General features: G+C 57.8%; 11 protein-coding genes and 1 pseudogene. 3 read left to right on the forward strand and 9 right to left on the reverse strand.

Annotated features, from left to right (window positions below; all coding sequences use genetic code 11):
• The first annotated feature begins 53 nt into the window (after positions 1-53).
• Positions 54-2,972 carry a protease pro-enzyme activation domain-containing protein gene (locus tag OHL23_RS14040; protein ID WP_263352535.1) on the forward strand — a complete coding sequence of 973 codons (2,919 nt, stop codon included), beginning with the start codon at positions 54-56 and terminating at the stop codon, positions 2,970-2,972.
• 113 nt (positions 2,973-3,085) lie between these two features.
• Here the strand turns inward: OHL23_RS14040 and phoU are convergent, their stop codons facing one another.
• The 9 genes and pseudogenes from phoU to OHL23_RS14085 form a co-directional block, all read right to left on the reverse strand.
• Positions 3,086-3,802 carry a phosphate signaling complex protein PhoU gene (gene phoU / locus OHL23_RS14045; RefSeq protein WP_263352536.1) on the reverse strand — a complete coding sequence of 239 codons (717 nt, stop codon included), beginning with the start codon at positions 3,800-3,802 and terminating at the stop codon, positions 3,086-3,088.
• Positions 3,799-4,557: a phosphate ABC transporter ATP-binding protein PstB gene (gene pstB, locus OHL23_RS14050; RefSeq protein WP_263352537.1), complete on the reverse strand. Its 759-nt coding sequence runs from the start codon at positions 4,555-4,557 to the stop codon at positions 3,799-3,801. Before pstB ends, phoU begins: the two co-directional genes overlap by 4 nt.
• Positions 4,557-5,450, reverse strand: a complete 894-nt coding sequence (pstA, locus tag OHL23_RS14055; RefSeq protein ID WP_263352538.1) for a phosphate ABC transporter permease PstA — start codon at positions 5,448-5,450, stop codon at positions 4,557-4,559. The genes pstB and pstA overlap by 1 nt, the downstream gene beginning before the upstream one ends.
• A 16-nt stretch (positions 5,451-5,466) precedes the next feature.
• Positions 5,467-6,453 (reverse strand): phosphate ABC transporter permease subunit PstC, encoded by a 987-nt coding sequence (gene pstC, locus OHL23_RS14060; protein WP_263352539.1) that lies wholly within the window; start codon positions 6,451-6,453, stop codon positions 5,467-5,469.
• Positions 6,454-6,794: 341 nt separating this feature from the next.
• Complete coding sequence (gene pstS, locus OHL23_RS14065; protein ID WP_263352540.1) at positions 6,795-7,838, reverse strand: phosphate ABC transporter substrate-binding protein PstS; 1,044 nt, start codon at positions 7,836-7,838, stop codon at positions 6,795-6,797.
• Positions 7,839-8,029: 191 nt separating this feature from the next.
• Positions 8,030-9,400, reverse strand: a pseudogene (locus OHL23_RS14070) (sensor histidine kinase); the annotation flags it as partial.
• Positions 9,401-9,478: 78 nt separating this feature from the next.
• Positions 9,479-10,177, reverse strand: coding sequence for a winged helix-turn-helix domain-containing protein (locus tag OHL23_RS14075; protein ID WP_263352542.1), 699 nt, complete (start codon positions 10,175-10,177; stop codon positions 9,479-9,481).
• A 178-nt stretch (positions 10,178-10,355) separates the two neighbouring features.
• Complete coding sequence (locus OHL23_RS14080) at positions 10,356-11,165, reverse strand: hypothetical protein (protein WP_263352543.1); 810 nt, start codon at positions 11,163-11,165, stop codon at positions 10,356-10,358.
• 40 nt (positions 11,166-11,205) lie between these two features.
• Entirely contained in the window at positions 11,206-11,949 is a 744-nt protein-coding gene (locus OHL23_RS14085) for a class I SAM-dependent methyltransferase (RefSeq protein WP_263352544.1), read from the reverse strand.
• Between the two features lie 864 nt (positions 11,950-12,813).
• Between OHL23_RS14085 and OHL23_RS14090 the strand changes: the two genes are divergently transcribed.
• Together OHL23_RS14090 and OHL23_RS14095 are read left to right on the forward strand one after the other, a co-directional pair.
• Positions 12,814-13,569, forward strand: coding sequence for a hypothetical protein (locus tag OHL23_RS14090; RefSeq protein ID WP_263352545.1), 756 nt, complete (start codon positions 12,814-12,816; stop codon positions 13,567-13,569).
• Positions 13,569-14,114 (forward strand): type II toxin-antitoxin system VapC family toxin, encoded by a 546-nt coding sequence (locus tag OHL23_RS14095; RefSeq protein WP_263352546.1) that lies wholly within the window; start codon positions 13,569-13,571, stop codon positions 14,112-14,114. Before OHL23_RS14090 ends, OHL23_RS14095 begins: the two co-directional genes overlap by 1 nt.
• Positions 14,115-14,129 lie beyond the last annotated feature (15 nt).

A 14,129-nucleotide genomic window follows, 5' to 3' on the forward strand; every position in this document is an offset into this window, starting at 1 on the left:
CGGAAGCTGCTCCCCACGATCATTCAACGCTTCTCCAATCTGCAGGGACGGCCATGAAAACTTTTGTTCATCGTTTGCAGCACCAGTTTTTCCTCCCCCTCTCGTTGTCGGTGTCTGTATTACTGGCTGGTGGAGCACCCATCGCCCAGGCCGCAGGTCAGGCTCCCGCTCCCACTGCTCGCGTTGCGGCCGAGATCAATGGCTCGCAGATGACCGCGCTGCCCAACTCGAAGCGCTCTCTTGCGCTGGCGCAATACGATACTGGCCGACTATCTCCAGCAACGAAGCTGCAGGGCATAAGCATCTCCTTCAGCCGTTCGGAAAGCCAGGAAGCAAGCCTGAAGGCGTTGATGGCGGCGCAGCAGAACCCCTCCTCGCCGCAGTACCACCAGTGGCTTACGCCAGACCAGTTCGCTGCGCAGTTCGGCATGTCGGATGCGGACCTTGCCAAGGTCCAGACATGGCTGGAGCAGCAAGGCTTTTCAGTTGACTCCGTTGCCCGCAGCAAGAATATGATTCGCTTCTCCGGCACGGCTCGCCAGGTGGAAATGGCTTTTGCCACCGAGATGCACACCTACTCGGTCAAGACTTCCACTGGTGTAGAGAGCCACTTCGCACCGTCCACGGCATTGAGCGTGCCGTCGGCGCTGGCAGGTGTGGTCGAGAGTATTCGCAACCTGGACGACTTCCGCCCGAGATCGCACAGAAAGGCTATGCCGCTGGGTGTCGCCCACCCTAACTACACCGACGGCTCCGGGGGACATGAATTGGCGCCGGCGGATATTTACACGATCTACGACGTTACCCCCCTCTACAGCGCCGGCATAACCGGCACCGGTCAGTCGATTGCCCTGATTGGCCAGTCCGATGTGGATCTGACCGATATTGCAAACTTCCGCACGGCGGCAGGATTGCCTGCGACTACGCCAACCAAGGTTCTTGTTCCCGGTAGCGGCGCTCCTTATTTTTCCAGCGGGGACGAGTCGGAATCGGATCTCGATCTTGAGTGGTCCGGAGCCATCGCCAAGTCGGCGAACCTGATCTTCGTCTACACCGGAGACAGCTCGAACAGCTCTGGCGCCTTCGACTCGATCATTTACGCCATCGATCAGCGGATCGCTCCCATCATCAGCTCAAGCTATGGCGATTGCGAAACCGATCTGAATGGATCGAACCTTGAGACCAACTTTGAACAAGCTGCGGCTCAGGGGCAGACCGTCCTATCGGCAGCGGGCGATGACGGCTCGACCGACTGCTTTGTCGACACCAACCTTACGGTAGCCCAGCAGGGCGCGCTTGCTGTGGACTACCCAGCGAGCAGTCCCAACGTGACAGGCATCGGCGGCACGGAATTTGCCGGCGATGCCAGCGCCGCAGGCACCTACTGGAACTCAAGCAACGGCACCGGCGGCAGTTCCGCGATCGAATACATCCCGGAGACTACATGGAATGACGACAGCACCTGCAAGTCCGATGCCTCAAGCCCGCTTTGCGCGACTGGCGGGGGCGCCAGTTTCCTGTTCACGAAGCCGTCGTGGCAGACCGGGGCGGGAGTCCCGGCGGATGGAGCGCGTGACGTGCCCGACATCGCTCTCGACGCCTCGAATGTGCATGACCCGTACGTCTATTGCTCCAGCGATATTGCGGCAACCGGCATCTCCGGCAGCTGCTCGTCGGGATTCCTCGATTCGACGGGCAAGAATCTCACCGAGGCCGGAGGCACGAGCTTCGCGACGCCGATCTTTGCCGGCATTCTGGCGCTCATCAATCAGAAGGAAAACTCTACGGGACAGGGCCTGATCAACCCTACTCTCTATTCGCTTGCATCCAGCTCAAGCGTGTATGCTTCGGCCTTCCATGACATCAACACCGGGAATAACGACTGCAACTCGGGCAGCACATTCTGCCTGACCAGCGGTTCTTCGAGCGGCTTCAGCGCTGGAACCGGCTACGATCAGGTCACTGGATTGGGCTCGGTCGACGCGAACGGCCTCGCCACAAATTGGCCTGCCACGGTCGTCGGCACGGCGCCATCTCTGTTGGGCTCGGTCACCACGGTCACCACGTCCAGTTCGACAGCACCACTTTCAACCGCCGTCACCTTCACGATCAAAGTAGCGCCGATTTCAGGCAGTCGAACTCCGAGCGGAACTGTCAGTTTCAGCATGGACGGGGCTCAGGTAAGCACCGCCACTCTGAGCGGTGGGTCTGCGACCTACTCCGCGACCTTCACAACTGCGGGAAATCACATTGTGGAAGCGAACTACTCTGGCGACTCATCCTATGCACCGTCGGTTGGCACGGGCAGCATCAACGTGCTGTCTACTGCCGGGTCATTCTCGTTCGCTGCGGCAGCGACCAACGTCACTGTCTCTTCCAGCACAACCTGCTCCAATTCAGCGCTGGATGGAAACGGCTTCAGCACTTACTGCGATGTGCTAACCGTTACCCCCACCGGCGGCTATACGGGACTGGTTGATTTTCAAGCCACAACCACCGATCCAACGCTGGCTTCCGAAGGCTGCTGGAACTTTGATGAGGCTACCGTGAGCGGTACCGGAACCGGCAGCGGCACCATCTACATCTCCGTCAACTCCTCCTTCTGCAGCAGCAATGGCATTCCAGTCACCGGCAATCACCGTCCCAATCAGCGCTTCAAGCTGGTCCCGAAGACAACCGCGCAACTGCAGCATTCCAGCCTGCCCGCGCAATCGAGCCGTGCCGGATTGTGGGCGATCAGTCTGCTCGTGGCAGCATTGGTCGGCTTCCGCGTTCGCAAGCTGCGCGGCCTGGCTGCATTTGCCATGCTGATGGCGCTTGGATTTGGCCTGAGCGCCTGCGGAGGTGGTGGCAGCAGCAGCACTGGAACAACTACGACAGGACCAACCGGTGTGCCGGTTGTCGTAACGGGTACGGATACCGTTTCGCCTTCCCTCACGTCTTCCGTCACGCTCTCAGTGGTCGTGCAATAGCAGCCGCTGTCCGCTGATTCGCCCCTCAACACAAAGGGCAGGCACTCATGCAGTGCCTGCCCTTTGTTACTGGCGTCGTAACCTTGCCGATCTTGAGAGCCTTGAGGAGATTCTTAGCTCGTCGGACGTTCTGCCTTGGAAGTCTGCAGGGACTGAGCGGCGACGGCATCGACGCTGCCTTTGTGGCGCACATCCGCGCCTTTGACCCAGAAAATAACGTCTTCAGCAATGTTTGTAGCGTGATCCGCCACGCGCTCGAGACTGCGGCAGACCATCAGCGCATTCAGGGCCTGCGGCGCGAGATGGCCTTCCGTGGCCATGACGTGCGTGAGCGTCACGTGAGCAGCACGATTCATTCCGTCGACGGCATCGTCCATGCTGAGCACCGACTGCGCCATCTCTGCATCCGCTTCAATAAAGGATTGCAGCGATTTCCGGACCATGTTCGCGGCGAGAGAGGCCATGCGCGGAATGTCCACGGGCAGGTCGGCGACAGCCATCGATTCCATCGTGCGCACACGGTCGCTGATGCTCTTGGCCGCGTCGCCCACGCGCTCCAGATCGGCGTTGATCTTGATGACCGCGAGAATGAAGCGGAGGTCGATGGCCATGGGTTGCTCCATCGCCAGCAGGTCGAGCGCGGCCTGATCGATCTCGCGCTCCAGGCGATTGATCGCCATCTCGCTGCGGCTGACCAGGTCACATATGGACAGGTCGCGGACTCGATACGACTCCGTAGCCCGCTGAATCGCCTGCTCGGCAAGGCCGGCCATGATCAGAAGCTTTTCTTTCAATTCGTCGAGACTGCGTTGAAACCGGATTCGTGTCATCCAAACCTGCCTGTAATGTAGTCTTCGGTCCGCTTGTCGCTGGGGTTTGTGAATATCTTGTGCGTCGAATCGAACTCGACCATGCGACCGTTGAGAAAGAAGCCGGTTTTTTCAGCCACTCGCGCAGCCTGCTGCATGTTGTGCGTGACTATCACAATAGTGTATTGCGTCTTGAGCTGAAAGATCAGGTCCTCAATCTTAGACGTGGAAACAGGATCAAGCGCCGACGCAGGCTCGTCCATCAGCAAGACCTCCGGATCGACGGCAAGCGCACGCGCAATGCACATGCGCTGCTGTTGACCGCCGGAGAGGCTGGCGCCGGATTTCTTCTTGAGATCGTCCTTCACTTCGTCCCACAGCGCGGCGTGTTTCAGCGATCGCTCGACAATCTCATCCAAAGCGCGGCGGTTGCTGAAGCCGTTGAGCTTCAGGCCGGATGCGACATTGTCATAGATCGACATAGTTGGAAAGGGGTTCGGTCGCTGAAAGACCATGCCGACGCGGCGGCGAACTTCAACCGGCGAGGCATCGGCATAAATGTCGGTTGCGCCGATGCGAACCGATCCCGTCACCTTTGCGATCGGGTTGGTTTCGTGCATTCGATTGAGGCAGCGAACAAAGGTAGACTTGCCGCAGCCCGAAGGGCCGATCAGAGCCGTGGCGTGATTTGCCGGAATCGGCAGATTGATGTCTTGCAGCGTGTGGTTTGCTCCGTACCACGCGTTCAGGTTGGTGACCTCGATCCCTACACCCACTAGCTCGCTCCCTTCAAAATGCCGCGGCTGGCGACGTAGCGCACCAGCGAAACGGCCAAAACGATCAACGCAATGAGAACCAATGCACCCGCCCAGGCCAGACGGTGCTGATCGTCGTAGGGGGAGATGGCATAAATATAGATCTGCAGCGGAAGCGCCGCGATCGGCCGATTGACATCGACGCTCCAGAACTGGTTGCCGAGAGCGGTGAACAAGAGCGGAGCAGTCTCACCGGCAACGCGCGCAAAGGCCAGCATGCAACCGGTGATCACACCTGGAGATGCGGTCTTGAGCGTAATCGAAAGCACCGAACGCCAGTTGGGAACACCGAGCCCCAGCGCCGCCTCGCGAATTGAGTTCGGCACCATCAGCAGCATCTCTTCGGTGGTTCGTGCGACTGTGGGCACCATCATGATGCCGAGGGCAACTCCGCCTGAGAATGCGGAAAAATGCTTTTGCTGGAAAACTATGAGTGAGTAGATGGCGATGCCCATCACAATCGACGGCACGCCATTGAGTACATCGGCGGTGAAGCGAATGGCATTCGCCATCCGCGTGCCCCGGCCAAACTCCGCCAGATAAATGCCGCCGCCGATGCCGATCGGAACACCCAGCAGGCTGGCGATTCCAAGCAGCACTCCAGAGCCGACGATGGCATTGGCCATGCCGCCGCCAACTTCACCCTCCGGCTTGGGGATCTCGGTGAAGAAAGCCAGATTGACCGAGCTTGCGCCTTTGTAAATGAGGTATCCGAAGATCGCAACGAGCGGCGTGACGACAAGCACGGTCGCCAGTATCGCGAGGCCCGTCGCCACGTGATCCGTTGCGGTGCGCATCGCGCTTCGCATCATACTTTGCCGGCTTTGCCCGGCTATCATTTTCCCTTCGGCCATCGTTTCTTCCTCAAACTCAGTTCGCCCGCACCGGTGTGCCGCGGGTTACGGCCCAAACCAGAAGACGAGCCAGGCCGTTCACAAGGATGGTGACCAGAAACAACGCCAGGCCAATCTCAATCAGTGCGCTGCGATGCATATCGCTGGTGGCTTCGCTGAACTCATTCGCGATGACGGAGGCCATCGAGTGCCCTGTCGACAGCAGCGACTTGTGAATCTCCGCAGAGTTGCCGATCACCATCGCAACGGCCATGGTTTCACCCAGCGCCCGGCCCAATCCGAGGATGATCGATCCCACGATGCCGATGCGGGCATTGCGCAGAACGCCGACGCGAATCATCTCCCACCGCGTGGCGCCGAGCGCCAGCACGGCTTCGCGCTGCGAGTGCGGAACAGAGGACATGACCTCCCGGGTGAGGGACGCGATGATGGGCAGGATCATGATGGCGAGGATCACACCGGCAGCGAGCAGCCCCAGGCCCAGGTTGACGCCTCCGAATAGGCCGTCATCGCCAACAAGTCCCGTCCATCCGAAAAGCCTCACCATCCACGGAGCGCTGAAAATTCCGATAAAAATTGGATTGACCTGCTCCCGTAACAGCGGAACCAGCACAAACATGGCCCACAAGCCGTAGACGACGCTCGGAATCGCGGCCAACAGTTCCGTGAGAAACGACAGCGGCCCGCGCAGGAAACCGGGGCACATTTCGGTGAGGAAAACTGCTACGCCAATCGCCAGCGGAACCGCAATCAGCAGCGCAAGCAGCGACGAGATCAGCGTGCCGTAAAGAAACGGGAGGGCGTAAAATGTGCCGTTGACCGGATCCCAGAAAAGGGGCAGGTGGGTATCCGGATCGACATTGAATTTATAGAAGAACGGTAGACCGAACTTGTGCCAGCTGAGCTGCGACTGCATGATCAGTTCGGTGGCGATCAAGACGACAATCGCAAAGATGCTTGCCGCGCAGGCGAGCATGAGGCCGCTGAATGTCCGGTCCGCCATCGCCGAATTGCCGCGAGAGAGCAGGAAACGCCGGACCTCGGAAACCGGAGAAGCAGACGGCCCCGAATTAGACGACGCGGCGATCCCATTCGTTCCGGAAGGTTCCGAAGAGACCCCAGAAAAAGATTGAGAGGTGGTTTCCGGTTTTCGTACGCGAATCTCAGACAATGGGACAGTCACCTGTATGAGGCTAACGGCGCAATATGAATAGGGTGTGAATGCACCGCGAAATCAAGCGCATAGCAGCTTGTTTCCAGTAACCATCCGGTAATCAGTGCTTGCACAGAATCAAACGGCCCGGAAATTAGATTCCGGGCCCGGTTGCATAGTTGCAGGGAAGTTCAATGCAGGTTATCGACGGTAGCGTGTTCCTTGTCGACAAGCGACTTGGGCAATGGAGCATAGTAGAGCGCCGAGACTTCATTCTCGCCGCTGGTAAGCATCCAGTTCAGGAAGTCCTTGAGCACCTTGCCTTTATTCGCATCTGCCGACTTCACCGGAACGAGAAGCCACGTAAAGCTGGAGATCGGGTAGGCGTTGGCGCCAGGCGCGTTGGTGATGGAGACCCGGTAGTCGGCAGGCATTTGTTTTACGCTGGCCGCAGCCTCGGTAACACCGGCAATCGACGCCTTTACCCAGTTTCCAGCCGCATTCTTTATTTCGCCAAAGGAGATGTGGTTCTGCATCGCATAGATCAGTTCCACATAGCCAATGGATCCGGGAAGTTGCCGCACAAGACCCGCAACGCCTTCATTTCCCTTGCCGCCGATTCCCTTGGGCCAGTTGAGCGCCGAGCCCCGATTGGGACCATTCGCCCAGTCCTGGCTCACTTTGGTCAGGTAGTCGGAAAAGATAAAGGTCGTGCCGCTGCCTTCGGAACGATGGATGACATTGATCGTCTCGTTGGGCAGCTTTACGCCTGGGTTGTCTTTGGCGATGCGCCCGTCGTTCCAATTGGAGATCTTGCCGAGAAAGATGTCGGCCAAAACATCCGGCGAGAACTTCAGATCATTCACTCCGGTCACATTGAAAATCGGTACGACCGCGCCGAGAACGCTGGGAATATGGATCAGTTTGATCTTCGACCCCGCAAGCTGATCGTCGTTCATGGGGACGTCGCTGGCTCCGAAGTCAACCAAACCGCCCGTCACCTGCTTGATTCCGCCGCCGGAACCGATGGACTGATAGTTGATCTCAACGCCCGGATGCGCGGCGCTGTACTCGCTGAACCATTTGGAATAAATTGGATACGGAAACGTCGCTCCGGCGCCGGTCAACTTCTGGGCCTGCGCCACTCCGCCGGCCACCAGCAGCAACAACCCCCCGGTCACCGCTGCAACTTTGATGGAATTCATCGTTGAATTCACGAACGAAACTTTCTTCACGATTGGCTCCCCTTGGTTATGATGCGTGCCTTATTGTCCACTCCAAATGTTACGGACGATTGAACAAGGGCTGGCTGTCCCACACTTATTTCGGTTGCTAACGGACTGATTTCATGATCGGTCGACGACTGCGGCAAATTCTCCACGGCCAGCGAATGCACCGTCTCAGACCCTGGATGTTGAACCTCGCGCGCGACAACGGGAAGCGTGAAATGGAAGGCTGCGCCTGCGCCCAGTTCGCTTTCGCACCAGATGCGCCCGCCGTGGGCCTGCACAATGTGCTTCACGATGGCCAGACCCAGCCCGGTGCCGCCGGAATCGCGCGAGCGCGCCTTGTCGACCCGGTAGAAACGCTCAAAGATGCGGTTGAGATGCTCGAACGCGATACCCTGGCCGAAGTCCTGCACCACGAACTCAACCTGGTGGTCGAATGCCCGGGCGTAGACTCGGATACGCCCACCGGACTTCCCGTATTTCATAGCGTTCTCGATCAGGTTGCCAAAAACCTGGGTCATGGCATCGGGATCGGCGAGAACCACAGCCACCGGAGCGCCGCCCGACTCAAGCTCGATGCCGGAGTCGACGACCATGCCAGCCAGGGACTCTATCGCGTCTTCCACGAGCGACGAAGCGCGGATCGGCTGCGGACTAAGCTTGTAGTCAGGGCTCTCGACACTGGCAAGCTCCAGAAGATCCTCGGTCAAGCGGTTCATTCGATTGGAGTTCTTCAGAATAATTGAGAGAAATTCGCGCGTCGTTTCGGCTCGCGGAGCCGGGTCCTCAAGCAGTGTCTCAAGGTAGCCGGAGATCGAAGTCAGAGGGGTGCGCAGTTCATGGCTGACGTTGGCGATGAAATCCCGGCGCGACCTCTCGGCCGCTTCGACACTCGTTACGTCATGCAGCACCACTACTGCACCTCCGCCCGGCATGGGAGCGGCATTAATCTCGAAGATTCGCCCCGGAGCGAGGGACGTCGCCCGGCCATACCGCACCTCACGCTCTCGCAGCGCAACTTCCGCGCAGGCCAACACATCCGGGTCCCGCACCGAATGGACGAGCGCCCGGCCCTCACGGATCTGCGTGCCAGCCAGCCGCTGCATCACGGCATTGGACCAGCTCACATTTCCCTCGCGAGTGATGGCTACGACACCTTCCTGCATCGAGTCGAGCAACGCAGCCAGTTCACGGCGGCGGCTCTCAAGCTCGGCAAAACTCTGCTCAAGGCGCTCAGCGGTTGTGTTGAGCGCCTCAGCCATAGTGGAGATTTCGTCGTTGTAGGGATCCGCCAGCCTGGCTTCGAGATCGCCCTCGGCAATACGATGGGCAAACTTGACCATCCGGCGGAGACGCTGCGAGATGCTCAGCGAAAACCACGCCGCCAGCGGGAAGGCCACGAGGATAGCAGCCACCCCGGAAAGCAAAGCCTCTCGGCCCAGCACGGGCAGTGTGCTGACGGCCGACGTCTCCACGATCTGATGGAAGATGGCTCCCATCACGACCGCATGGAAGACCAACAGAAGGGAGAATGCCCCGAGGAGTTTGTAAAAAACCTTGCGCGTCACAGGAGCAGCCTGCCTTGGCCTGTCTTAGCTTGACCGGCTACGGAAGAACATGTCCATCGCCGTCCGTCGTCAGGGACGTTACTCGCCCTTGGGAATCTCGAATCGGTATCCGGCTCCGCGAACGGTCTTGAGGTAGCGCGGATTCTCTGCATCCACTTCGATCTTCTCACGAATGCGCCGGACATAGACATCGACAGACCGAGGCGTGACGAAACGCGCATCGCCCCAGACCGCATCCAGCAGATGATCGCGGCTGAAAACCCGGCCGGGATGCCGCGCCAGATAGTCCAGAAGACGGAACTCGGTCGCCGTGGTCGTGGTCAGCTCGCCGCGCACCTTCAATTGCATGGCGTTGGCGTCGATGATCACTTCTTCGAAGCTGATTACCGTCGGCGAAGTTGGCCGCTCGAAGCGACGCAAAACCGCCTTGACCCGCGCTACCAGTTCGCGCGTGGCGAATGGCTTGGTGATGTAGTCGTCCGCGCCAAGCTCCAGGCCGAGTACGCGGTCGTTTTCGCCGGCGCGCGCGGTGAGGAAGATGATGGGAATGGTCGAAAGCGCGGGGTGATTGCGCAATCTGCGGCATACATCCAGGCCATCGCCGCCGGGAACCATGATGTCCAGCAGAAACAGCGCAGGGGCCTGACGCTCGGCGTCGGGAATGAGGTTGGCAGGGGTGTGGAAGACGCGGGGAGAAAAACCCGCCGCCTCCAGATGATGCTGAACGAGACGGGAGATATCCGTGTCGTCCTCAAGCACAAAAACTATCTGGCTCAACAGCTCTATCCTCGCTTGTCAGTCCGGCTTTGTCTTCCTGAGCGAAACAAAGGGTTTGCGGCCAGACTGAGTCATTCTTAGAGTAGACTGCCGGGGCAAAGAGATTGCAAACGTTTGATGAATTTGCGAGATTCAACTTGAATCGGGGCGCGGATGCTGTTTTCTCAGTTCGCGGAGTTCAGAACCAGTAGTTTGGCGCGATCACCCGCAATGCTGCGCGAATGGCCCGGGTAAGAGCTGTCTTCGGCGAGCGATAGCTTCTGGATTTGAATCCTGAGTAGCCTACTGGCTCGATGTTGATGGGAAAGCGCAGATAGATTCCCGGCTGGCCCTTGAATGGAATGATTTTGCGATAGATCAGATGCTCCAACAGGCGGACGTCGGTGGAATTCATCTCTCTCTTTGAGTCCCGCAGCACATGGTCGTAGAAATCATGCGAGCAGACGAAAAGCTGTGTGCTGGCGTCGAAGCCTCGGCGGGGGAAACCGAGTTTGCGGCACTCTGCCATTAGTTCAAACGGCTCGCCAATTTTGTCGAGAGCCTTTCCGATCGCTGGGAAGGTCAGGCGCCCCGTCACCTTAATTATGTGCGTGGTTTGCTGCCGAAGCTGGCTTTGGGCGAGTCCCTCATCGAGCATCTGCATCTCTGTATAGCCGTAGTTGGTGCCTTCGGGGATTCGGTTTCCGGGCACAGAGAGAATTTCGACTGCCTTGCCGTGCGGATTTTCGTCCGCTGCGATGGCTCGCAACTCGGCCAAATCGGCGCCGGAGTTCTCCAGCAGGAGAATGCGCTCCGCTGCCGGATGGTCGTAGTTTAGCCAGTAGCGCAGCGCCTGTTTGTAGTCTTCCAGCCTGAGTTGTGGATCGGCACGGCGAACTCCAGCGTTTGCTGCGGGGATGATTGTGGCCGTCATCACCAGCAGGTAGCGTGGCGTGCGAAGGTCGGGCTGATTCGATTTCGCGCTTTGCCGGTCTTCGCCCGATGCCATATTGGCAATTCTAATCAGGCTCGGGCGAGCCGATGGCGGCTCAGGCTCGTGCGATGAAGCGCAGACGGACGTAGTCGCCTGTCCAGTTGCCTTGTTCGTCGCGCAAGACGGGTTCGAGCAGCGCGACCGTCTCGTCGATGACGGACTGACGCAGGTTTCCGGGGACTGCTTCCAGAACTCCGCTGCGGAAGGTGGTCAGCCACGCGGACATGCCTGCCGGAAGCGGCGTTGGGCGCGGAATGAGCTGTATTTCTTCGACGGTAAAACCGTGCGATGCAAGACGCGCTGTGTAACCCTCGGGTGTGGGATAGTAGTTCACGCCATCTTCGAGGCCCGCGCAACCGTGGCGTTCCAACACGGCTACCAAGGCGACGAGAATCGCCGCGACATTGCCGTGGCCGCCCATCTCGGCGACAAACCGGCCTCCTGGCTTCAAGGCACGCTTCACTCCGGCCAACATCGCGTCCTGGTCGCGAACCCAATGGAGTGCGGCGTTCGAAAAGACGGCGTCAAATTCGGAGCGGAAAGGCAGGGCCTCCGCGTTGCCGATGCGGGCGTCAATTCCCTTGCTCAATGCGCCTTCCACCATTGCGGGCGAAGCGTCTATGCCGACGACTTCCGCGCCGGATGCGGCGATCTTTGCGGTCAACTGGCCGTCGCCGCAGCCGAGATCGAGAATGCGCTCGCCGCGCTGCGGGGCCAGCCACTCCAGCACGCCAGCGCCGAGGCTGGGCACAAATGCTCCGACTTCTGCGTATACCGTAGGGTTCCAACTCTGAGCCATCTTGTCTCCTTGTGAGGATTCTCGGTCAGAGGTCCGCATAAGGCAAACTTATTCTATTTTGGTTGACGATAACTATATCTAATACTTACTCCGCCGCCCGATGGTTTCGTCGGAGCAGGAAGCGGGCAATTGCTGGAGTTGAAATGCGTCCTGACTGCCGAAAATGACGAAAATTAAGCTTCAGGGGGTGGGGGGTACTACTTTTGCGATATATCCCCAACCGAATGTATGACTTGCGAGATATTTTGAGTGCGATTTATGGCGGTTTTGCGCCACTTTTGTGCACTTACATAGATGCCGATCCATGGTGCTCAGCATAACTGGGAATGCTGTGGGATGTGCTAGAGACTTCGAACTCCACCCCCATTATGCGCCAATGAACGGTATTTCCACGCAACGCGAGGGAGACGCAATCCGCTTACCAACTCTGACCAGTTTGCTTCTGCTTTAACCTAAGTGGCATCTAACCGCCTTACGTGGAAAGAGTTGACGGGAGGGAAGAAGGATCAGTCTTCTAAGGTTTTGAGGAAAGCGCTGCGGGGATGTACTTGTATCTTTTATTCCATGAAACGCACTCTTTCGGCTCTTGCACTAGGCGCTTCTGCATTTCGGCGCGGGAAACCCTTGAAAGCTTCTGGAGAGCATCAATAAAGGCTTCATTTTCTGCGCATAACGAAGAAGGTTCGGTCTTCGTTGCTGTAGCCTATCGCTTTCAGTACAATTGTGCGATCTTGGATAAGAACAACCGTTTGCTCAGGCGGTTTGAACCGATCAACTCGATTTTCCATCGTCGCATAGACTTGGCGCTCACGACGTCAGGCCAATGCGTCCTACCCAAAGGGTATCACCACGGAGGCAGGAGCGATGGCCAGCAAACAATCTAAAGCACCGCAGGAATATAGATTTGAGATAGATGCCTTCACGCCAGAAACGATTCCCATGGAACGCCTAGCCCAATATCTCAGCGATTTGGCGCGGATGATGGGAGAAGCAAATGGCGTCCATCTCGCACGCATTGCAAAGGGCAGTACTGTGCCGATCATCCGCGTGGATTGGGAAGCAGAGCCAAAGGTCCGGCAAAGGATTCAAGAGGTTAAGTTCAATGAAGGTCCGAGAGAGGCCCAGCGAGCGTATCGGGAAATCAATAAGAAACTCGTTGAAGACAACGCAAGTGGAACCCTCCTGGACCGCTCTAAGAACCAAGTAATCAGATTCCCTGGGCGGGAAGCGGCAAACCAACTCGAATTTGGGCCAATTCGTCAGCACTCCACCTTGCAAGGGATTCCGATTAAGGTTGGCGGGGAAAAGGCAGATGTGCCCATACATCTCGAAGACGGCGACCTGAACCATATCGTTTATGCCCCTAGACGGATTGCTAAACAGATTAGTCAATACTTGTTTACTACCGTTGTTCGAATCGAGGGAATGGGTAGATGGTTTCGCAATCGATTAGGAGAGTGGGAACTAAGGGAACTGTACGCTGAGACCATTCACCCGCTTAGCGAAGGAAATCTTAAAGGCGATATTGCGCGTCTTCGGGCAATTCCCGCCGATTGGAAACAGATGGATGATCCAATCGGCGAACTGATGGCCCTTAGAAGTGGAGAAGGATCTAAATAATGGTGTCTATCGATACCAGCATACTGAGCCTGCTACTTCATCCGTCGGCAAAGCCGCCGATCGACCCCGCGACCAACAAGCCTCTGGAAAAAGCGCACGAGCGGGTAGACCAACTCGTCGACGACTTGGATTCAGCCAAGGAGAGGATCATAATTCCGGCACCTGCATTATCGGAATTCTTGGTGATTGCCGACGCTGCTGGACCTCAGTACCTCGCGGAAATATCCAATTTGTCGCATGTGTACATTGAGCCGTTCGATCAACTTGCGGCCATTGAGTTAGCTGCCATGGAGTTGCTTGCGCGTAAGACGGGAAACAAGCGACACCCCCTTCCCCCAGATGTTCCTTGGCAAAAGGTCAAATTTGATCGCCAGATAGTTGCGATTGCAAAGCGTATCGGATGTAGAGCGATCTATTCGGACGATGAACATGTGCGACGTATTGCAGAGGATATAGGAATGAAGGTTACATCCTCGTGGGAATTACCGTTTCCACAGAGCAAGACGCCACTATTGGACGCTTCGGGAAATCCGATAATTCTTTAGGCCATTGAGTTAGCC

Source organism: Acidicapsa acidisoli, from assembly GCF_025685625.1.
Classification (GTDB): Bacteria; Acidobacteriota; Terriglobia; order Terriglobales; family Acidobacteriaceae; genus Acidicapsa; species Acidicapsa acidisoli.